Source organism: Acidithiobacillus sulfurivorans (assembly GCF_018853815.1).
GTDB classification, from domain to species: domain Bacteria; phylum Pseudomonadota; class Gammaproteobacteria; order Acidithiobacillales; family Acidithiobacillaceae; genus Acidithiobacillus; species Acidithiobacillus sulfurivorans.
Genome location: NZ_JAAOMP010000075.1, coordinates 60,611 through 80,785 on the forward strand (window position 1 = coordinate 60,611; position 20,175 = coordinate 80,785).

Below are 20,175 nucleotides of genomic sequence, written 5' to 3' on the forward strand. Positions count from 1 at the left end.
ATTGAATGTCTATACTGGATGATTTGCTGGCGTTGATGGTCGAAAAAAACGGTTCTGATTTGTATCTGACCGTGGGTTCTCCGCCAGTCATGAAAATTGATGGACGCGCCGTAAATCTCGGTACAGATATGTTGAAACCCGGGCAGGTGCTCAGTCTCGCCAAGGAAATTCTGGGGATGGAACGTCTGCAGGAATTTCAGCATGAAAAAGAAATCAATATGGCCATTTCAGCTACAGGTATCGGGCGTTTTCGGGTCAATGGATTTTATCAGCGTGGTGAGCTGAGTTTTGTGTTGCGAGCCATTAAAACCCAAATCCCGACCCTGGAACAGCTCAAGTTACCGCCCATTCTGAAGGATCTCGCCATGACTTCGCGTGGTTTGGTGCTGTTTGTGGGTGCGACGGGTTCGGGTAAAAGTACCTCGTTGGCTTCCATGATTCAGTATCGCAATCAGAATGCCGCCGGACATATTCTGACCATCGAAGATCCTATTGAATTCATCCATAAAAACCAGAAATCGATTGTTAATCAGCGGGAAGTCGGTATAGATACGCTTACTTATGAAAGAGCATTGGAAAATGCCCTGCGTGAGGCGCCTGATGTGATATTGATTGGTGAGGTGCGTAATAGGGATACAATGGATCATGCTATGGCCTACGCAGAAACCGGTCACTTATGCATGTCCACCTTGCATGCCAATAATGCCAATCAGGCCATTGAACGCATCATCAACTTTTTCCCGGAAGACCGGAAAAAGCAGCTGCTGATGGATTTATCCCTGAATCTGAAAGCCGTAGTTTCCCAGCGACTCCTGCCTATCAAGGGGCAGGCGGGACGTATTGCCGCCATTGAGGTGCTGATTAATACCCCGGCAATTGCTGATCTTATCTACAAAGGCGAAGTCGGAATGCTCAAGGAAGCCATGGGGCGCACCAATGATGTGGGCATGCAAACTTTTGATCGGAGTTTGCTGGAGTTGTACGCCCAAGGTTTGGTGGAATATGAAGATGCGCTCCGTGCCGCTGATTCTCAAAATGATTTGCGCCTGGCTATCAAGCAGGATTGCTTGCGTCGTGGTGTTGAAGATCCGGGGGCCATGCATTCTTCTGAGGATAAGTGGCAAGTATAACCGGAAGCCCTTTGTTTTGGTTATTGGATGCACTGGCTGCCCTGGTTTTCCTGGTCTGGCTGGTACTGTTTTTTGCCCGAGGATATTTCTGGCGTGCTGATCAGCGCCTGCCGGCGCTGACCGCAGAATCCCTGAAAGCCACTGACCCCACTGCCGTCGGATTTCCGGCGGTGACGGCCATTGTCCCGGCACGTAACGAGGCCGAAGGCATCGGTCCCTGTGTAACGGCTTTGCTGCGCCAGAATTATCCGGGAGATCTACGGGTCATTGTGGTGGATGATCAAAGTCAGGACGAAACCACACAAGTTGCGAAAATAGCCGCTGAAAAGGTAGGTGCTTCAGATCGTCTGCAGGTTCTCAGCGGAAAAATGCTACCCGAAGCCTGGGCGGGCAAAGTCTGGGCCATGCATCAGGGCGCGCTGGCTGCTGATGGCGTGTCGCTACTCTGGTTTACGGATGCGGACATTGTCCATGGCCCTGATGTGCTCACCCGGTTGGTGGTCCAGCAGCAGCGTGGAAACCGCGCATTGGTGTCGCTGATGGTGATGTTGTCCTGTCGCAGTTTCTGGGAACGCTTGCTCATCCCGCCGTTCATTTTCTTTTTTCAGATGCTTTATCCTTTTCCCTGGGTTAATGATTCGCGTCGTAAGCTGGCTGGAGCGGCAGGCGGGTGCATGTTGTTGCGGCGGGATTTGCTGATGCAGGCAGGTGGCTTTGCTGCCATGCGGGGTGCCTTGATTGATGACTGTACTCTGGCGGCCCTGTTGAAAACTCAGGGCCCTATCTGGTTAGGGTTGGGTACCGAAAGTTACAGCCTGCGCGACTATCGTTTTCTCGGCGAAATATGGCGGATGGTGGCACGTTCGGCCTATGTGCAGCTGGAGTTCAGTCCATGGCGTCTGTTGGCGGCGGCATTGGGCATGGTTTTTCTTTATGCTGTACCGGTGATTGTGTTGATTGCCGGGTGCTGGGGGCAGCAATGGATAGGGCTGGCCTTGTCGGTATTGACCCTGGCCCTGATGTTTATGGCTTATTTACCCAGCGTCCGCCTATATGCACAGAATAGCCTATGGGTTTTGACCTTGCCTTTGGCGGCCATGCTTTATACGTTCATGACGCTGGATTCTGCACGTCGTCACTATCTGGGAAAAGGGGGCGCCTGGAAAGGGCGCCACTATGACCAGTCTGGAGAAAAACGCTGATGAATGCCGCAGCAAAGATGGGTTCTTATCGATAATGCAGTAGATAACGCCATTCAAAAGCCATTTTTGCGGCATGCCAGAGTGGATTGGGGAGAACGCTGGCGTGGTCCTTATTGCGAAACACCATGATGCCGCTGTCCAGCGCATCCACAATGCACACCAGCTCAGCCCGGAACGGCTTGTCAGAAGCCTTGTTCTGGAGATGTAAAACCGCATTGTGCACTGCGGCTTCGGCCTGCAGGTCGGCGGTATGGCCCTGCTTGGGCAGCCAGTCTGGACTGTTTGCGTAGGAGCCCGCATCGCCCACCACAAAAACACCCGGATGCCCGGGAACCTGACAGTATTCATCAGCCTGGATAAATCCACCGGCCGAAAGCGGTAAACCGGATTGTTGCGCCCAATCAGGCCCTGTCATACCGGGCATGAAGAGAATCAGATCCGCCAAAATTTCGCCACCTTCCGTCATGACTTTATCGGCAGAAAATCCAGTGATTTTATGACCGAGGTGCGTCTTGATCTGGCGTTTTTCCATTTCGGCCAGTAATCCGGCAACCGCTTTGGCACCCAGGCGGTTACCGGGTTCGGTCATGGGATTAAAAAATACCAGATTTATTTGTTCACGCCTGCCGGTTTTGCGCAAATAACTGTCAATGCCAAACAGTAGTTCAAAAACAGGCCCGCCGCGCACGGCAGTGGGCTCCTGAGGATTGCCGGCAAAGCCAAAGGCGATAGTGCCCTTCTCCAGGGCCGCCAGCCGGTCACGAATTTGTTCGGCGGCTTCAATACCATCACAAATGGCCAGACTGTGTTCGATGCCCGGCAATTTGCGCAGGCCCCGGCCACCACTGGCAATCATCAAAACATCGTTGGCTATTTCACCCTGATCAGTAACCACCGTCCGACCTGCGTCGCGCAACCCTGTCACGCGCCCGGCATGGAAATGCACATTTTTGCGCTGAAAAAATCGGTCCAGGGGAATGCGGAGCTGCTCGCCCTGACGGAGACGGGTGGGAATCCAGATTAAACTGGGGTAATAAATGAACTCCGCCTTGGGGGCGATGAGGGTGATTTCGGCATCGGGCAACTGCCGGCGGATTTGCCGCACGGCGGTCAAACCCCCAAACCCTGCTCCTATAATGCTGACTTTGTGCATGTTAGCGATCCTCGCTCATGGGTTTTCATATAAAAGCATCCATTTTGATTCGTGAGTATATCGCAAAATCTTTTCCGGGGTATTGCAGCATACCGGCAGGCACCATACCGAAAAGTTTTATGGATCAACTCGTGCGTCGATACACCAGATCGTAAACACTGTGTCCGAGTTTTTCGCCGCGACGTTCAAAACGGGTCGGAATACGATTGGCGGGCCGGTCCGAAAAGCCGTTTCCCGAATCTGCATTTATCAGGCCCTCGGTCTGATTGAGGACAGTCAGCATTTGTTCTGCGTATTCAGCCCAGTCAGTTGCCAGTTGTAATTCCCCACCCGTTTTGAGCAGGCGCTGCAATGTGTCCGCGAACTCAGCCTGAATCAGACGGCGTTTTTGTTGCCGGGTTTTTGGCCAGGGATCGGGAAACTGAATGATGATGCGCGCAAATAAAGCATCTGGCAGGGTTTTCATCCAGGCCGCGACATCATCATGAACAATACGGATGTTATCAATGTCCGCATTTTCCATTTGCAATAATAGAGAACCGACCCCTGGAGTGTGTACTTCTGCACCAATAAAACCCTGTTCGGAATGTGCGGCGGCGAGGGCGGCGAGATGCTCCCCGTTGCCAAAGCCAATTTCCAGGGTGATGGCCCGTTGCCCATTCCAGGGATCCTGCCAGGAGCTCCGGGTTTGGATTTGCAGGGCAGGGAGGGCGTCCTGAATCACCCGACGTTGTGCGGCGGTAATTCGTCCCTGGCGTAATACAAAACTGCGAATCGGGCGTTGCCCGGTATTGAGCGCTTCTTCCATGACAGGCATTATAACCGGTTTAATGTGCAGGCCTAGAGAGGAGAGCAGGCATGGAACATCCCCTGGTTGGGGTGGTAATGGGCAGCAACAGTGACTGGGAGGTCATGGTCGCTGCGATAGAACAACTGCAGGCATTGAATATTCCCCATGAAAAGCGGGTGGTTTCGGCGCATCGAACCCCAGACCTGCTTTTTGATTATGCCGCGACGGCCGCATCACGGGGGCTGCGCTGCATTATTGCCGGGGCGGGCGGTGCTGCCCACCTGCCGGGGATGCTCGCCGCCAAAACCCTCTTGCCGGTATTGGGTGTGCCGGTTCCTTCCCGGCACCTGAACGGCATGGATTCGCTCCTGTCCATTGTGCAGATGCCCAAGGGTATTCCGGTAGCCACTTTTGCCATCGGCACTGCCGGTGCCGCCAATGCCGGTCTTTTCGCCGCAGCCTTGTTGGCGGCAAGCGACCCGATGCTAGCCCGGCGCCTGCAGGATTTTCGTCGCCAACAGGAAGCAGCAGTCCTGGCCATGACCTTGCCGGAGGCGAAGCAATGATTCTGCCCGGTGCTACCCTCGGGATTCTGGGAGGTGGACAGCTGGGGCAAATGTTTACTCTGGCGGCCCGGCGCATGGGTTATGGTGTATGGGTTCTCGATCCTGATCCGGATTGTCCGGCGGCGGCCGTGGCAGATCATCATCTTTGTGCGCCCTATGACGATTTTTCTGCCTTGGAACTTTTGGCGGATCACTGTGCAGCGGTGACCGCCGAGTTTGAAAATGTCCCTGCCTCAGCCATGATTTATCTGGAAGCACAGATACCCGTGCGCCCCGGCTCTACGGCGCTGGCCATTGCCCAGGACCGGGCACGGGAAAAAACTTTTTTTCAGGATATTGGTCTGGAGGTCGCGCCCTTTGCACTGCTCAGACAAGAGGATGATGTAGAGCTTGCGGCACGCCAGCTGAGTTTCCCTGCCATCCTGAAAACCACCCGCTTTGGGTATGATGGTAAGGGGCAACAGAATGTTGGCACGGCCAGCGAGCTTCCAGTCGCATGGGCCAGACTGAATACCCCGGAAGCCATTCTGGAGTCACGGATTAATCTGGTGCAGGAATTTTCCGTAGTTCTGGCGCGCTCATTGGACGGGATGATGGTGTTTTATCCCCTGGCAGAAAATCGTCATCACCATGCTGTGCTTGATCTCAGTATTGTGCCCGCCCGAATTCCAGAGGCACTACAAAATCAGGCTCGACAAAGCGCGGCGCGCATTGCCGAGGCACTGAATTACGTCGGTGTGCTTGCCGTTGAATTTTTTGTGGTGGAAGAGGGCCGTCTGTTGGTCAATGAAATGGCCCCGCGTCCCCACAATAGCGGTCATTTTACTATGGATGCCTGTGTCAGCAGTCAGTTTGATCAGCAGGTACGTGCTCTTTGTGGGTTATCCCTGGCAGATACCCGTCTGCTCAGCCCGGTGGTTATGATGAATCTGCTGGGCGATTTGTGGGAAGAAGACGGACCGGATTGGCAGAAGCTGTTCCAGCATCCGCAAATCAAGGTTCATTTGTACGGCAAGAAGGAAGCCCGCCCCGGTCGCAAAATGGGCCATGTAAATGCCTTGAGTTCTGATGTCGAGCGGGCTTTGGCGGTGTTGGAGACTCTGCGTCAGGACTGGAACTGGCCGCCTGCCAGCTAAAAAACGGCGGATGCCATGGAAGCTTTTTGCTCCAACGTCCTAAGCCCGAACGCGGCCGCTCAACCACTGGGCGATCAGGAGCAGGACGGCGCAACCCAGAAAAAACACCATACTCCAGTGGGTGATGGGCCATCCTGCCAGGCTTTTGGTGCCAGCCAGCGCGCAAGAACCATGGCCGGACAAGGTCGAGGCAAAAGCATTTCCCAGACCGCCCAGGGCAGGGCTACCCTGAAAAACCTGAACCGAAGAACAGGTTTCTATCTGATCTGCCGCCACTTGCGTCAGGTGCCACTGCCAGCCTGCCAGGGCCGCGCCCAGCAGGGCATATAACGCTGCCAATATCCATAAACCCCGGCGTGCCGTGCCTTTCCAGAAAAAGCCCATGGTTACAATGACGATGACGGCCAGATCAGCCAGGCGTTGGTAAATACAGATGCTGCAAGGTTGCTCGCCTTGTACGAACTGCAGCCAAAGCACCAGCGAAAAAGCAAGAATGCCAGCCAGAATGACCAGAGCCGCCAGCCAGGGCGCATATTTGGACGCAGTCATTGTGCGTGAATAATTTCTGACCATTGTTTGTTGTCGGGTAAGCCAGGGACATAACGAATTTTGCCATCCTGGCGATAGACCAGAAAAGGCACGCTGGCTCCGGGAATGCCGAGCACTTCTGCTTCCTTGTTGACTAAAAGCGAAGCATCGAAATTCAGCACATCACTCATTTTATTTTGTACGGCAACAGACGCAGGGGCTATGCCCCCTTCCGGACCGCCTTTGGTACTGAATTTGTTTTCATTCAGTTTCAGGGCAGCCAGCGGGTCCTTGGCCGAGAGAATGGCGGCGGCCTTACCAGCGCTGCTGGGTGTCAGAAAACCCACAGTAATGAATCTAACCTGTATTTGCTTGTTATGGATGGGGTTTTGCAGCCAGGTATAGATTTCATGACAATAAGGACAATTGGGGTCGTAAAAATCATAAATAATCGGCCCCTTGCTGCCTTCCTGAATGTAATGGGTATGGGCCAGTGCCTGCCAATAATCCTGATCCCCGTCACTGACTGTTGCTGGTCCAGCGACGGCAACAGTCGCGATTCCCTGAATAATCAGGAAGCCAAGCAGCACCCAGAGGGTTAAGTCAATCCGGGGCCGTTTTTTCGGTGCAAGAATCATGGGGATGTGCAGCCCATCAAACATCCCTGGACCCGCCTTTCATGATTCGGGCCTTATCTCTTTGCCATTCCCGATCTTTGATGGTTGCACGCTTGTCGTGTTCCTGTTTGCCCTTGACCAACGCTATTTCTGTCTTGGCCCGGCCCTGCTTCCAATACATGGCCAGGGGGACGATAGTAAAACCCTTGCGTTCCACGCTCCCGATCATCCGGTTGATTTGCTCGCGGTGCATCAACAACTTGCGGGTTCGGGTAGGATCAGGGTGAATGTGCGTGCTGGCGGTCAGCAGGGGGCTGATATGCGCACCCAGCAGCCAGAGCTCAGCGTCTTTGACAATGACGTAACTGTCCTTGAGGTTCAGGCGCCCGGCGCGCATGGATTTAACTTCCCAGCCTTCCAGGACGATTCCTGCCTCAAAACGTTCTTCTATGAAATAATCGTGTTTCGCCTCACGATTCAGGGCGATGGTGCTGCTCATTGCACAACTCCTGTGCCAGTCAGCAGATGATTGTACGTGAAAAAAGGGGTATGCAGAAAGTGGCATTGACTTTACCTGCCCTCCTGTGAAATTTTTGCGCAGAGCGAAGGGAGGAACATGGTGGAGTCCAGATTGTTGACGGGGCACTTGCTACGACGTCGTACCCGGCAACAGGAGGCTATTCCTGACTGGGTTTTGCTGAATGACATGCAGTCCATTGCCGCATGGCTGGAAACCCGCTTGAGCGCCGCGTCCAAGGAAATTTTACTGGAAAACTATATTTTTGTGGCGGGCATCTGGCCCCAGCAAATTTTGCGGATATTATGCGACAAAGCTCTGACTGGGGTGGCGGTATATATTACGCTCGATGCCCTGGGCAGTCGCAGCTTTCCCGAAAGCTGGATCAGCGAGCTGCGGCAGTCTGGAGCGCATCTGCATTTTTATCACCGTTTGCAGCTGAAGGGCCTGGAAAAGCGCTTGCGGCGTACCCACCGTCGTATTGTCGCGATTGATGGCCAATGGCTGGCCGTAGGTGGCTTTGCCCTGGATGATGAGTGGCTGGATGCAAAACCAGGAAGTCCGCCTTATCGGGACCTGCTGTTTGCCTGTCGTGGCGCCCTGGTGGATCGTGGCCGGGAAATATTTTTTCGGCACCGGCCGGAACATCTGCCAGTCCTGTCTGCCGGAGTGGGTGAAGAAATGGCTTTCTCTCCGGAATCCTGGGGCGAAGGACGGTTTCTCGAAGGTATCCCGCCAGCCAGTTATGCAGTGCGGCGACGTTTGTTGGCAGCTATTCGGGGGGCGCGCCAAAGCATCTGGATTGCGACACCCTACTTCAATCCTGATCCGGTGATACTGCGCAGTATTTATCGGGCGGTGCAGCGCGGGGTGGATGTGCGCCTGCTGCTGGCGGGACGTATTACCGATCATCCACTTTTGCGATTCGGGATTCAGGCGTATTATCAAAAACTGATGCGTAGAGGTGTGCATATTTATGAATATCAGGGTGCTTTCCTCCACGCCAAGTACGTATTGGTAGACCGATCCTGGGCGACACTGGGTTCGGCAAATTTTGATTTCCTGAGTTTGTGGTTTAATCACGAGCTCAATCTGGAACTGCGCTTGGCTCGGGTATCCTTGCTGTTGCACGGATTATTTGTGCGTGAATTTGCAATATCCCGAAAAATCGATCCGGAACCCTGGCGTAAGCGCCCCTACTGGCGACGTTTGCCGGAATGGTGTCTGGCGCAGCTCGATCGCTGGGTGCAGGCCCATGCCATGGGTCAACGCCGTTATTGAGAGGATGCATGCATCATATTTGTAAAACGGCTGTGTTGCCGTACAGCGCGGGGCAGGTTATGGCCCTGATCGAAGACATTCGTTCCTACCCGCAATTTCTGCCCTGGTGTGGCAGAACTCGAATTATTCAGGATCGGGGCGAAGAAGTGATTGCCGAAATCACCATTTCTCATGGTGCGTTTGGCAAATCATTTACCACCAAAAACCGCTATCAGCGCCCCAAGCTGGCAGAAGTGCGCCTGGTGAATGGTCCTTTTCGTTTTCTGGAAGGATTGTGGCAGCTTGAACCTGACCCCAAGGGCACCAGGGTGACGCTGGATATGCGCTTCGAATTTGCCTCACGGCTGGTGGGTGCGTTTCTGGAGCCCATTTTTAAACAGGCAGCGGAAACCATGGTGCAGCGTTTTGCGCAAAGAGCGCGCGCTGTATATGGCCCCCCTGCAGCCATTCCGGCAACAGGGGATAGTCCATCTTCTTAGGCTTTCGTCCGTCTAGGCGTCGGGCTTTTCCGGGCTTTTGACCGTGCCTTTCACATCCCCCTGTACGCCGATGAGCTTGTCGTCCTTATCAAAAAGAACAATCACCTTGCGAACCTGGGTACTGCTATAGGCTGGCTTAAAGCTATAAGAGTAAATCCATTGATGGGGGTGCCAAGGGTCCTTCAGCAGTGGTGAACCCAGAATGGTACGCACTTGCAGCGCATCCATACCGGGATGCAATTCTGCCAGTTGCTGGCTGGTGACGACGTTACCCTGCTGTACGGCAACCCGATAAATACTGCAGGCTCCGAGGGAGAGGGCACAAAAGGTAATCAGGGAAATCAGGCGGAGGCTTCTCATAGTCCTTGTCTTAAGCGTCAGGTGCAACTATCCTAAACCATTACGCATGGGAATTGCTACGAGCACATGAGCTACGAAAAATTGAATAGTGACGAATTGAAGCGGGCTGGTCTGAAAGCCACATTGCCACGTCTGAAGATTCTCCGCATTTTTGAGGACAGTGACACCCGGCATTTAACGGCGGAAGAAGTGTATCGTCAGTTGCTGGATGCCGGCGAGGAAGTGGGTCTGGCCACGGTCTATCGGGTACTGACCCAGTTTGAGATGGCTGGCCTGGTACGCCGTCATCATTTTGAAGGGGACAAGGCCGTTTTTGAAATGAACGAAACCGGTCACCATGATCATATGGTCTGTACGGCTTGTGGCAAGGTTCTGGAGTTTTTTGATGAGGCGCTGGAAGCCCGTCAAAATGAAATCGCCGGAGCTCAAGGGTTTTTCATCAGCGATCATAGTCTGTATTTGTACGGGACTTGCCTGGGGATGCAGGAATCGGGGGTCTGTTCTTTGCAGGCTCCAGCGGGCAAATAATTTTCTGAACTTATGCAAAGTCAGTTGCTGAGTACCAGATTATCACGGTGGATGATTTCCACCTCGTCAATATCCCCGAATAATTCCAAAAGAGTCTTGCTGCTTTTTCCCTTTCTCAGCAGGACATCTTCATAAGCAAAATTCACCAGGCCACGGGCTATTTCCTGTCCTTCCGGGTCGACGCAGCATAACAGATCGCCGCGCTGAAAATCGCCCTCGGCAGCAGTAATCCCTACGGGTAGCAGGCTGCTGCCTTTTTCGCGCAAGACCTTGGCCGCACCGGCATCCAGATGCAACACCCCGTTGGGGCGGAGCTGACCGGCCAGCCAGCGCTTGCGTGCCGCCAGCTTGGCGACGCCGGGCCGAAAATAGGTGCCCAAAGGCTCTCCCGCCCAGATGCGCAGCAAGACATCCTCAGCGCCACCCGGCGCGATGATGGTAGCCGCGCCAGATTGTGCTGCACGGCTGGCCGCATGGACTTTGGTGCTCATTCCGCCGGTACCGACGGCGCTGCCGCTACCCCCGGCCATGCTCAGCAAGGCCGGATCCCCAGCCTCCACCTCGGTCAGTAAACGGGCATCAGGGGCTTTACGGGGGTCCTGGTCGTACAAACCCGCCTGGTCCGTCAAAATCACCAGTAAATCGGCTTCCAGCAGGTTGGCAACCATGGCTGCCAGGGTATCATTATCGCCAAAACGGATTTCGGTGCTGGCAATGGCATCATTTTCATTGATGATGGGAATGACCCCGAGTTCCAGCACCGTACGCAGGGTTGCCCGCGCATTCAGATAGCGATGGCGTTCCTGAAGATCTTCGTGGGTCAGCAGGACCTGGCTGCCGTGAACCCCGCCTCGGCGGAGGAATTCGTTATATACCTGAATCAGTGCTGCCTGGCCGACGCTGGCTGCCGCCTGCAGCTGGTGCAGGGCACTGGGACGGCTTGTCCAGCCCAGACGCTCCATGCCCGCTGCCACGGCGCCGGAAGAAACCAGTACAATCTCCAGACCGTGGCGACGGAGAACCAGCAGTTGCTTGACCCAGGCCTCAATAGCAGGAAGGTCCAGGCCTTGACCATTATTAGTGAGCAGGCTGCTGCCGATTTTAATGACCCAGCGCTGGGCATTTTTAAGGTCGCGGCTCATTCATCGTCATCCCAGTCGGCGCTCAAATCATCACCTTCCCACTCTTCCAGATATTCTTCCTCTTCATCGCCCCATTCTTCCGACTGGACTGGATCAGGTGCGGGTGGCAGATCCGGCAGTGCCTGCCAGATGGCGTGGGTGAGGGCATTGCAGCCCGCACCGCTGGCGGCGGAAATCAAAAATGCCGGACCCTCCCAGGAAAGATCGGCACGAATCGCCTGAAAACGCATCTCGCCTTCTTCAGCGCTGAACAAGTCGGCCTTATTGACCACCAGCCAGCGCGGGCGCTGGGCGAGGGCGGGGCTGTAAGCCAGCAGCTCTTCTTCCAGGGCGCGAATATTCCCGGCAGGATTGCTTTCATCCACAGGAGCCATGTCGACCATGTGCAGGAGCAGGCGGGTACGACTGAGATGTTTCAGAAAACGGGTGCCTAGCCCGGCACCTTCGGAGGCTCCGGGAATCAGGCCGGGAATATCCGCGAGTACAAAAGATTCGTGGGTCGCCACCCGGACTACACCGAGATTGGGGTAGAGGGTGGTAAACGGGTAGTCCGCCACTTTCGGGCGGGCCGCACTGACTGCCCTGATCAGAGTGCTTTTGCCCGCATTGGGCAGGCCCAGCAGGCCGACATCGGCCAGAACCCGCAATTCCAGGCGAAGGTTGCGTTCTTCTCCCTGCGTGCCTTTTTCATATTGACGGGGTGCGCGATTGATACTGGATTTGAAATGCAAATTGCCGTGCCCGCCGCGTCCGCCTTGAGCAACCAGCAGGCGTTCCCCGTCTTCGCGCAAATCACCCAATAATTCGCGGGTATCGTCATCGTAGACCAGAGTGCCTACCGGGACTTGAATTTCCTTATCCAGCCCCGCGCGCCCGGTCATTTGTCGCCCCGCACCACCATGCCCGGTTTCGGCCCGGTAACGGCGCTGGTAGCGAAAATCTATCAGGGTATTGAGGCTGGCCTGGGCGACGAGGAAAATACTGCCACCGCGACCACCATCGCCGCCATCGGGACCGCCAAAGGGGATAAATTTTTCCCGGCGAAAGCTCAGGGAACCATGTCCACCGGTACCCGAAGCAACATGAATGCGTACTTCATCAATAAACTTCATAAAAAAACCCCGCTCCCGCAAAAACGGGGCGGGGTCCCTCTGAGCAGAGGCCGGTTCAGGCCACGGATACGACGCTGACGGTACGTACCTGGCGCGGTCCCTTGCGCTCGAATTTTACAACCCCTTCTGCGGTAGCAAAGAGCGTATGATCCTTGCCAATACCGACGTTGCTACCCGGATAAAACTGGGTGCCACGCTGACGAATGATAATGTTGCCGGGAATGACCAACTGTCCGGCGTAACGCTTCACACCCAGGCGCTTGGATTCTGAATCGCGTCCGTTGCGCGAAGAGCCACCCGCTTTCTTATGTGCCATGACTGTGCTCCTTAGGCTTCAATGCCGGTAATGCGGACTTCAGTAAAATACTGACGATGTCCCTGCTGTTTACGGTAATGCTTGCGCCGACGCATCTTGAAAATATGCACCTTGGCTGCCCGTCCCTGGCTGAGCACGGTGGCCTTGACGGCTGCGCCAGCTACCAGCGGTTGACCGACCACTACATCACTGCCAACGCCGACCATCAGTACCCGGTCCAGCGCGAGTTCCGCACCTGGCTCTGCTTCCATCTTTTCGAGCCGGAGCTTATCGCCCACTGTCACCCGATACTGCTTGCCACCATTTTCAATGACCGCGTACATCACAAACCTCCAACAAGGGTTTTACCCGGTACTGCCCGGAAAAGTTCGCAAGGATAGCGTTATCAGTCTATTAACGCAAGAGGATGAGGACTTGTTTTGTTGACTGATCTGCATCGGCGCATAAATTGTCTGAGCGAACCACTCAAGTGCGGGGCAATAAGCGGTCCAGAGCATTCGCAAAGGCCTGGCGGTCGGCTTGGCTCAGGGTGGCGGGGCCGCCAGTACGCACGCCGGAATCTCGCAGCTGCTCCATCATATCCCTGATTCGTAGACGCTCACGGATGGTTTCGGGGGAGTACCGCTCACCGCGTGGGCTGAGCGCATGGCCGTTTTTCTCCAGTACGGCAGCGGCCAGGGGGATATCGGCGGTAATGACCAAGTCGCCCGCTTCAATGCAGCGCACAATTTCATCATCGGCCACATCAAAGCCTCCCGGCACTACCACGCTGCGAATATGAGCCGATTGGGGCACGCGCAGGGGCTGATTGGCGACCAGAGTCAGGGGCAGTTTCAGACGCGTACTGGCGCGAAACAGAATTTCCTTGATGACATTGGGGCAGGCGTCGGCATCGACCCAGATATGCATGGAAGCACTCGGATATTTTTAGAGCATGGACCTTGGCACAGATGGAACTTACTGGCAATGCCAACATCCCGTTATGTGGTGGCTAATAACTCACCGGAATCAGTTGAAATTTTGTCCTTTAAACCCGGCAGCGTAGAATGCACAAAAACATGTCGCTGGAGAACGCATGAAACCGGTAGGCCGCACGCGGAAACAAGTCGACGCCCCAGGCGCCTACAGTCAGCCCGCTGATCGCCCGCATTCTGCCGTCCGCGAGGACACCATTGAATACGGCTTCATCGGCACCCTGCAAAACCTCAAGTACGCGTATCGCGACGACATCCGCGACCGCGCCGCGCTGGAGCAGAACTTCCGCGAGAAATTCGAGGCGCTCAACCGTGTGCATCTCACCGAGGCCGAGTTCGCCCGCCTGCTCGATGAAATCGTCAGCCCGGATGTTTTCACTGCCGCCAAAACCCTGCGCAGCATCAACGCCTTCACCCGCGACGATGGCACGCCGCTGAACTACAGCCTCGTCAACCTCAAGGACTGGTGCAAGAACACCTTCGAGGTGGTCAACCAGTTGCGCATCAATACCGACTACAGCCACCACCGTTACGACGTCATCCTGCTCATTAACGGCATCCCCTGTGTGCAGATCGAGCTGAAAACCCTGGGCGTGAATCCGCGCCGGGCCATGGAGCAGATCGTCGAATACAAGCACGATCCCGGCAACGGCTACACCAAGACGCTGCTCTGCTTCATGCAGTTGTTCATCGTCAGCAACCGCGACCGCACCTACTACTTCGCCAACAACAACGCCCGCCACTTCGCTTTCAATGCCGACGAGCGCTTTTTGCCCGTCTATGAATTCGCGGACGAAGACAACCGCAAGATCACCCAGCTTGACGCCTTCGCTGAAGCGTTTTTGAAAAAGTGCGACCTGGGCCAGACCCTCAGCCGCTACATGGTGCTGCTTGCCGGTGAGCAAAAGCTCATGATGATGCGACCCTATCAGGTCTATGCCGTGCAGCACATGATCCAGTGCATCGACGAAGATAACGGCAACGGCTACATCTGGCACACCACCGGCAGCGGCAAAACGCTCACCTCGTTCAAAGCATCCACCCTGCTCAAGGAAAACGACCACATCCACAAATGCGTGTTCGTCGTGGACCGCAAAGACCTCGACCGCCAGACGCGGGAGGAATTCAACCGCTTCCAGGAAGGCTGCGTCGAGGAAAACACCCACACCGGCGCCCTCGTGCGCCGCCTGCTGTCCGAGGATTACGCCGACAAGGTCATCGTCACCACCATCCAGAAGCTCGGCCTCGCGCTGGATGAAACGAGCCGCCGCAACAAGCAGCGGGCGAGGAACGACCAGCCCACCTACAAGGAGATGCTGGCCCCGCTGAGCGACCAGCGCATCGTCTTCATCTTCGACGAATGCCACCGCTCGCAGTTTGGCGAAAACCACAAGGCCATCAAGACGTTCTTCCCCCGCGCCCAGCTTTTTGGCTTCACCGGCACCCCGATCTTCGAGGCCAACGCCTCGCAGCAGAAGATCGAAGACACCACCGCGTCGATGCGCACCACGCAAGACCTGTTCCAGAAACAACTGCACGCCTACACCATCACCCACGCCATCGAAGACGGCAATGTGCTGCGCTTCCATGTCGATTACTTCAAGCCCGAGGGCAAGAATCCGCCCAAACCCGGCGAGCCCATCGCCAAGCGCGCCGTCATCGAAGCCATCCTCGCCAAGCACGACGCCGCTACCGCTGGACGCCGCTTCAACGCCCTCTTCGCTACCGCGTCCATCAACGACGCCATCGAATACCACGCGCTGTTCAAGACCATGCAGGCCGAGAAACAGGCCGCCGACCCCGACTTCAAGCCGCTGAACATCGCCTGCGTGTTTTCGCCGCCCGCCGAGGGCGACGCCGACGTGAAGCAGATCCAGGAAGACCTGCCGCAGGAGCAGGCCGACAACGAAGAAGACCCCGATGGCAAGAAAGCCGCGCTGAAAGGCATCCTCGCCGACTACAACGCCCGCTACGGCAGCAACCACCGCATCGCTGAGTTCGATGGCTACTACCAGGATGTGCAGAAGCGCATCAAAGACCAGCAGTGGCCCAATGCCGACTACCCGGCTGCGCAGAAGATCGACATCACCATCGTCGTGGACATGCTGCTCACCGGCTTCGATTCCAAGTTTTTGAACACGCTCTACGTGGACAAGAACCTCAAGCACCACGGCCTTATCCAGGCCTTCTCGCGCACCAACCGCGTGCTCAACGGCAGCAAGCCCTACGGCAACATCCTCGACTTCCGTCAGCAGCAGGATGCCGTCGATGCCGCCATCGCGCTGTTCTCCGGCGAAAAAACCGGCGAGCAGGCGCGCGAAATCTGGCTGGTCGAAAAAGCCCCGGTCGTCATCCAGAAACTGGAAACCGCCATGCACAAGCTGGCGGCCTTCCTGCTGTCTCAAGATCTGGACTGCACCCCCGCCGCCATCGCCAATCTGAAAGGCGATGCGGCCAAGACGGTCTTCATCGAGCGCTTCAAGGAAGTGCAGCGGCTCAAGACCCAGCTCGACCAATACACCGACCTCACCGGGGAAAACAAAGCCGCCATCGAGCAGGTGCTGCCCGAGGAAAACCTGCGCGGCTTCAAGGGCCAGTATCTGGACACTGCCAAGAAGCTGCGCGCACAGCAGAATAAGCCAAACGACAAACCTGGCACTGATAGCCCTTCTGAACAGCTCGACTTCGAGTTCGTCCTCTTCGCCTCCACCGTCATCGACTACGACTACATCATGAAACTGATGACCAGCTTCTCGTCCAACGAGCAGGGCAAGGCCAGGATGACCCGCGAACAACTCATCGGCCTCATCAGCAGTGACGCCAAGTTCATCAACGAGCGCGACGACATCGCCGAATACATCGGCACGCTCCAGGCTGGCGCGGGGCTTTCTGAAAAGGCCATCCGCGACGGCTACACCCGCTTCAAGGCCGAGAAAAACGCCAGGGAACTCGTTGACATCGCCGCCAAGCACGGCCTCGCCACCGCCGCCCTGCAAGCCTTCGTGGACGGCATTCTTGAACGCATGATCTTCGACGGCGAGCGCCTGAGCGACCTCATGGCCCCGCTGGAATTGGGTTGGAAAGCCCGCAGCCAGGCCGAGCTCGCGCTGATGGCGGATTTGCACCCGCTACTTACCCAACGCGCCGGGGGGCGGGATATTTCGGGGTTGAGCGCCTATGAGTGAACAGCCGCTGACTGAAGCCACATTACTGACGCGCATTGCTCAGGGTGAGCACACCCGTCAGCAGTTCAAGCGCAGCTTCCACAACCCTGACGCCGTGGCCGCCGAGCTGGCTGCCTTTGCGAACAGTGGCGGCGGCACGCTGCTGATCGGTGTGGCCGATGACGGCATCATCACTGGCCTGAGCGCGGCAGATGTTCGCCAGCTCAACCAGATGCTCAGCAACGCCAGCAGCCAGCATGTGCGCCCGCCCGTTCACCCCCACACCGAAAACGTGCAAACCCACGCCGGGCTGGTGATGGTGGTGACCGTGCCCAATGGCTTGGCCAAGCCCTATCTGGATCAGCAAGGCCGCATCTGGGTCAAACAGGGCGCTGACAAGCGCCATGTGACCGCCCGCGAAGAGCTGCAGCGCATGTTCCAGCGTGGCGGTCTGGTCTATGCCGATGTGGTGCCTGTGGCTGGCACCACCAGCGCCGACTTGGACGAGCCCGCCTTTCGCCGCTACCTGACCCAGCACTTCAGCGCCGACACCACCCCCACCGAACTGCCGCTGGATGCACTACTGCAAAATCTGGGGTTGGGCGACGGGCTGGAGCTGAACCTCACCGGTCTGCTGCTGTTTGGCCGCAACCCCCTGCGCTGGCGACCCGCCTATACCATTAAGGCCGTGGCCTTTCCGGGCACCCGCATCACCGACACCCGTTACCTCGACAGCCAAGACATCAGCGGCACCCTGCCTCAGCAATACACAGAAGCGCTCGCCTTCATCAAACGCAACCTGCACCGGGTGCAGGGCGATCAGGGTTTTAACTCCCCCGGCATTCTGGAAGTGCCCGAAATCGCCCTGCAAGAATTACTAGTCAACGCCTTGGTACACCGCGACTACTTCACCAGCGCATCCATTCGCATCCTCGTCTTTACCGATCGCATCGACATCATCAGCCCCGGCCACCTGCCTGACAGCCTGAGCGTGGATGACATCCGTCACGGCAAAAGCAACCGCCGCAACCCCACGCTGAGCGAGCACGCCTTCCGGCTGCTGCCCTACCGGGGACTGGGCAGCGGCATCCCCCGCGCGCTCGATGAGTGGCCGCAGATCGAACTGATCGACGAAGTTAGCGGCAACCAGTTCACCGCTCGGGTGCAGCGACCCAAGGCGCAGTGGGTGCGGGCTGGCGAACAAGCCACTGAACAAGCCGAGGCCCCAGTCACCGAACAAGTCACCGAACAAGTAACCGAACAAGTAACCGAACAAGTAACCGAACAAGTAACCGAACAAGTAACCGAACAAGTAACCGAACAAGTAACCGAACAAGTTCGCCGACTGTGCGTGGCTCTGGGGCAAGAGGCCAAAGGAACGAAGGAGCTGATGCAGTCGCTCAACCTCAAACACCGCCCGAGCTTTTTGGAAGACTATCTGAACCCGGCCCTCCAACAGCGTTTTGTGGAACTGACCCAGCCAGACTCACCGCGCAGCCCCACACAAAAATACCGCCTGACCGCACAAGGAAAGGACTTGTTGAAATGACTATCCCCCACAAGCACGCCTCAACGCCGGGCGCTGCCGCTTACCAAGGCGTGCTCCATGAGCTAACGAAGACCATGGCTGAGCTGCAAACCTTCGTGGACGGCATTCTGGAGCGCATGATTTTCGATGGCGAGCGCCTGAGCGACCTCATGGCCCCGCTCGACCTCGGCTGGAAAGCCCGCGCACAGGCCGAACTCGCGTTGATGGCGGATTTGCACCCGCTGCTCACCCAACGCGCCCGGGGGCGCGACATCTCAGGACTTAGCGCGTATGAGCAGTGAAAAAACTCGCACATAAACGGCACGAGGAAAATGATGGATATCTCACAAATACAGACACTGACCGACACCTTTGAGGGCCATGCCCAGCAGACCGAAACCGGCGTCGAATATTGGCTTGCCCGCGATCTCCAGCAGCTTCTCGGCTATTCCAAGTGGGAGAATTTTCAGACGGTGGTCACCAAGGCCAGAACCGCCTGCGAGGTATCTGGCCACGTGGTGGAGAACCATTTTCCTGACGTCAGGAAAATGGTCAGGATCGGCTCCGGGACAGAGCGTGAAATCGACGACATCATGCTCACCCGCTACGCCAGCTACCTCATCGCCCAGAACGGCGACCCCCGCAAGCCGGAAATCGCCTTCGCCCAGACCTACTTCGCCATCCAGACCCGCCGCGCGGAATTGATCGAGCAGCGGCTCCTCGAAGCCGAGCGCGTTTCCGCCCGCAAAAAACTCACCAGCACGGAAAAAGAACTCTCCCAACTCATCTTCGAGCAAACCGGCGGCAACCAGGACTTCGCCCTCATCCGCAGCAAGGGCGACCACGCGCTATTCGGCAAGAGCACCCAGGCCATGAAAGCCCAGTGGCGCGTCCCCGATAGCCGCCCGCTTGCCGACTTCGCGCCCACCATCATTCTCAAGGCCAAGGACTTTGCCACCGAGATCACCATCCACAACGCGCGCACCCACGGCATGTCCAGCGAGCCGCAAATTTCCCGCGAACACGTCACCAACAACCAGGCCGTCCGTGAAACCCTGCTCAACCGGGGCATTCGCCCCGAAAGCCTGCCCCCGGCGGAGGATGTCAAAAAGGTCGAACGCCGCCTCACCGCAGGCGAGAAGCAGGCGCTGAAGAATCCCGACACTTTGGAAGGCGAATGAAGGATTCAGCGCGTATGAGCAGTAAGAAAACATCCATGCCAGCGAAGCAGAAACCAACACCATCCGCCGTTTCCGGGGATTTTGATTCGCTGGTATCCGCCATCGTCGACATCCATCAGCAATCGCAGGCCTTCGCCACCAAGGCGGTCAATGTCAGCCTCACGGTGCGGAACTGGCTGATCGGCCATCGCATCGTGGTGTTCGAGCAGTCGGGAAAAGACCGGGCGGCCTACGGTGAAAGACTGTTGCCCGCTCTGGCAGAGCGCCTGTCGGCTGCCGGACTCAAGCGGGTGGATGCCCGCGAGTTACGCCGCTTCAGGCGCTTCTACGGCGTTTATCCGCAGATTTGGGAGACCGTGACTCCCGAATTGCTGGCAGGCCTTGGCGCTGACGCCTTGCAGCCGCTGCCAAGCACCCCGCCTCTGCCAAAACGGGAGACGCCGTCTCCCGAATCCGGGGCGGTGGCAGCCG

The 20,175-nt window shown here is 56.6% G+C and carries 23 protein-coding genes; 12 read left to right on the forward strand and 11 right to left on the reverse strand.

Features of this window, described 5'->3' with window-relative positions; translation table 11 throughout:
- The first annotated feature begins 5 nt into the window (after positions 1 to 5).
- Together HAP95_RS06900 and HAP95_RS06905 are read left to right on the forward strand one after the other, a co-directional pair.
- On the forward strand, positions 6 to 1,130 hold the full coding sequence (locus tag HAP95_RS06900; protein ID WP_215883551.1) for a PilT/PilU family type 4a pilus ATPase: 1,125 nt from the start codon (positions 6 to 8) through the stop codon (positions 1,128 to 1,130).
- 11 nt (positions 1,131 to 1,141) lie between these two features.
- Positions 1,142 to 2,332, forward strand: a complete 1,191-nt coding sequence (locus HAP95_RS06905) for a glycosyltransferase (RefSeq protein WP_215883552.1) — start codon at positions 1,142 to 1,144, stop codon at positions 2,330 to 2,332.
- Between the two features lie 25 nt (positions 2,333 to 2,357).
- On the opposite strand, the gene HAP95_RS06910 is transcribed toward HAP95_RS06905, so the two are convergent.
- Both HAP95_RS06910 and trmB read right to left on the reverse strand, forming a co-directional pair.
- Positions 2,358 to 3,485 carry an NAD(P)/FAD-dependent oxidoreductase gene (locus tag HAP95_RS06910; protein ID WP_215883553.1) on the reverse strand — a complete coding sequence of 376 codons (1,128 nt, stop codon included), beginning with the start codon at positions 3,483 to 3,485 and terminating at the stop codon, positions 2,358 to 2,360.
- 124 nt (positions 3,486 to 3,609) lie between these two features.
- Positions 3,610 to 4,302 carry a tRNA (guanosine(46)-N7)-methyltransferase TrmB gene (gene trmB, locus HAP95_RS06915; RefSeq protein WP_215883554.1) on the reverse strand — a complete coding sequence of 231 codons (693 nt, stop codon included), beginning with the start codon at positions 4,300 to 4,302 and terminating at the stop codon, positions 3,610 to 3,612.
- Between the two features lie 41 nt (positions 4,303 to 4,343).
- On the opposite strand from trmB, the gene purE reads away from it, so the two are divergent.
- Together purE and HAP95_RS06925 are read left to right on the forward strand one after the other, a co-directional pair.
- Entirely contained in the window at positions 4,344 to 4,841 is a 498-nt protein-coding gene (gene purE, locus HAP95_RS06920; RefSeq protein WP_215883555.1) for a 5-(carboxyamino)imidazole ribonucleotide mutase, read from the forward strand.
- Positions 4,838 to 5,977 carry a 5-(carboxyamino)imidazole ribonucleotide synthase gene (locus HAP95_RS06925; RefSeq protein WP_215883556.1) on the forward strand — a complete coding sequence of 380 codons (1,140 nt, stop codon included), beginning with the start codon at positions 4,838 to 4,840 and terminating at the stop codon, positions 5,975 to 5,977. The genes purE and HAP95_RS06925 overlap by 4 nt, the downstream gene beginning before the upstream one ends.
- 39 nt (positions 5,978 to 6,016) lie before the next feature.
- On the opposite strand, the gene HAP95_RS06930 is transcribed toward HAP95_RS06925, so the two are convergent.
- The 3 genes from HAP95_RS06930 to smpB are packed head-to-tail and all read right to left on the reverse strand — an operon-like array spanning position 6,017 to position 7,621.
- Positions 6,017 to 6,526 (reverse strand): disulfide bond formation protein B, encoded by a 510-nt coding sequence (locus HAP95_RS06930; RefSeq protein WP_215883557.1) that lies wholly within the window; start codon positions 6,524 to 6,526, stop codon positions 6,017 to 6,019.
- Positions 6,523 to 7,167 carry a thioredoxin fold domain-containing protein gene (locus HAP95_RS06935; protein ID WP_226832626.1) on the reverse strand — a complete coding sequence of 215 codons (645 nt, stop codon included), beginning with the start codon at positions 7,165 to 7,167 and terminating at the stop codon, positions 6,523 to 6,525. Before HAP95_RS06935 ends, HAP95_RS06930 begins: the two co-directional genes overlap by 4 nt.
- On the reverse strand, positions 7,160 to 7,621 hold the full coding sequence (smpB, locus tag HAP95_RS06940) for an SsrA-binding protein SmpB (RefSeq protein ID WP_215883558.1): 462 nt from the start codon (positions 7,619 to 7,621) through the stop codon (positions 7,160 to 7,162). The genes HAP95_RS06935 and smpB overlap by 8 nt, the downstream gene beginning before the upstream one ends.
- A gap of 117 nt (positions 7,622 to 7,738) precedes the next feature.
- On the opposite strand from smpB, the gene HAP95_RS06945 reads away from it, so the two are divergent.
- Entirely contained in the window at positions 7,739 to 8,920 is a 1,182-nt protein-coding gene (locus tag HAP95_RS06945) for a phospholipase D-like domain-containing protein (protein WP_215883559.1), read from the forward strand.
- 8 nt (positions 8,921 to 8,928) lie between these two features.
- Positions 8,929 to 9,399 carry a type II toxin-antitoxin system RatA family toxin gene (locus HAP95_RS06950; protein WP_215883560.1) on the forward strand — a complete coding sequence of 157 codons (471 nt, stop codon included), beginning with the start codon at positions 8,929 to 8,931 and terminating at the stop codon, positions 9,397 to 9,399.
- A gap of 12 nt (positions 9,400 to 9,411) precedes the next feature.
- Here HAP95_RS06950 and HAP95_RS06955 read toward each other — a convergent pair whose 3' ends face one another.
- On the reverse strand, positions 9,412 to 9,759 hold the full coding sequence (locus HAP95_RS06955; protein WP_215883561.1) for an outer membrane protein assembly factor BamE: 348 nt from the start codon (positions 9,757 to 9,759) through the stop codon (positions 9,412 to 9,414).
- Positions 9,760 to 9,825: 66 nt separating this feature from the next.
- Here HAP95_RS06955 and fur point away from each other — a divergent pair, with 66 nt between their 5' ends.
- Entirely contained in the window at positions 9,826 to 10,287 is a 462-nt protein-coding gene (gene fur, locus HAP95_RS06960; RefSeq protein WP_215883562.1) for a ferric iron uptake transcriptional regulator, read from the forward strand.
- 20 nt (positions 10,288 to 10,307) lie between these two features.
- Here fur and proB read toward each other — a convergent pair whose 3' ends face one another.
- The 5 genes from proB to HAP95_RS06985 form a co-directional block, all read right to left on the reverse strand.
- Positions 10,308 to 11,429, reverse strand: coding sequence for a glutamate 5-kinase (gene proB / locus HAP95_RS06965; protein ID WP_215883563.1), 1,122 nt, complete (start codon positions 11,427 to 11,429; stop codon positions 10,308 to 10,310).
- Complete coding sequence (gene cgtA, locus HAP95_RS06970) at positions 11,426 to 12,541, reverse strand: Obg family GTPase CgtA (protein ID WP_215883564.1); 1,116 nt, start codon at positions 12,539 to 12,541, stop codon at positions 11,426 to 11,428. Before cgtA ends, proB begins: the two co-directional genes overlap by 4 nt.
- Before the next feature lie 55 nt (positions 12,542 to 12,596).
- Positions 12,597 to 12,857 (reverse strand): 50S ribosomal protein L27, encoded by a 261-nt coding sequence (gene rpmA / locus HAP95_RS06975; protein WP_010641358.1) that lies wholly within the window; start codon positions 12,855 to 12,857, stop codon positions 12,597 to 12,599.
- An 11-nt stretch (positions 12,858 to 12,868) separates the two neighbouring features.
- Positions 12,869 to 13,180 (reverse strand): 50S ribosomal protein L21, encoded by a 312-nt coding sequence (gene rplU / locus HAP95_RS06980; protein ID WP_010641361.1) that lies wholly within the window; start codon positions 13,178 to 13,180, stop codon positions 12,869 to 12,871.
- 142 nt (positions 13,181 to 13,322) lie between these two features.
- Positions 13,323 to 13,766 (reverse strand): YaiI/YqxD family protein, encoded by a 444-nt coding sequence (locus HAP95_RS06985; protein ID WP_215883565.1) that lies wholly within the window; start codon positions 13,764 to 13,766, stop codon positions 13,323 to 13,325.
- A 166-nt stretch (positions 13,767 to 13,932) separates the two neighbouring features.
- On the opposite strand from HAP95_RS06985, the gene HAP95_RS06990 reads away from it, so the two are divergent.
- The 5 genes from HAP95_RS06990 to HAP95_RS07010 form a co-directional block, all read left to right on the forward strand.
- Positions 13,933 to 17,016 (forward strand): type I restriction endonuclease subunit R, encoded by a 3,084-nt coding sequence (locus HAP95_RS06990; RefSeq protein WP_215883566.1) that lies wholly within the window; start codon positions 13,933 to 13,935, stop codon positions 17,014 to 17,016.
- Positions 17,009 to 18,544, forward strand: coding sequence for an RNA/DNA-binding domain-containing protein (locus HAP95_RS06995; RefSeq protein WP_215883567.1), 1,536 nt, complete (start codon positions 17,009 to 17,011; stop codon positions 18,542 to 18,544). Before HAP95_RS06990 ends, HAP95_RS06995 begins: the two co-directional genes overlap by 8 nt.
- Positions 18,545 to 18,618: 74 nt before the next feature.
- Positions 18,619 to 18,825 (forward strand): type I restriction endonuclease subunit R, EcoR124 family, encoded by a 207-nt coding sequence (locus tag HAP95_RS07000; protein ID WP_215883568.1) that lies wholly within the window; start codon positions 18,619 to 18,621, stop codon positions 18,823 to 18,825.
- 30 nt (positions 18,826 to 18,855) lie between these two features.
- Entirely contained in the window at positions 18,856 to 19,704 is an 849-nt protein-coding gene (gene dinD / locus HAP95_RS07005) for a DNA damage-inducible protein D (protein WP_226832627.1), read from the forward strand.
- A gap of 35 nt (positions 19,705 to 19,739) precedes the next feature.
- Positions 19,740 to 20,175, forward strand: a 436-nt coding sequence (locus HAP95_RS07010; RefSeq protein ID WP_226832628.1) for a DUF1016 N-terminal domain-containing protein, incomplete at its 3' end; no start/stop codon positions are given.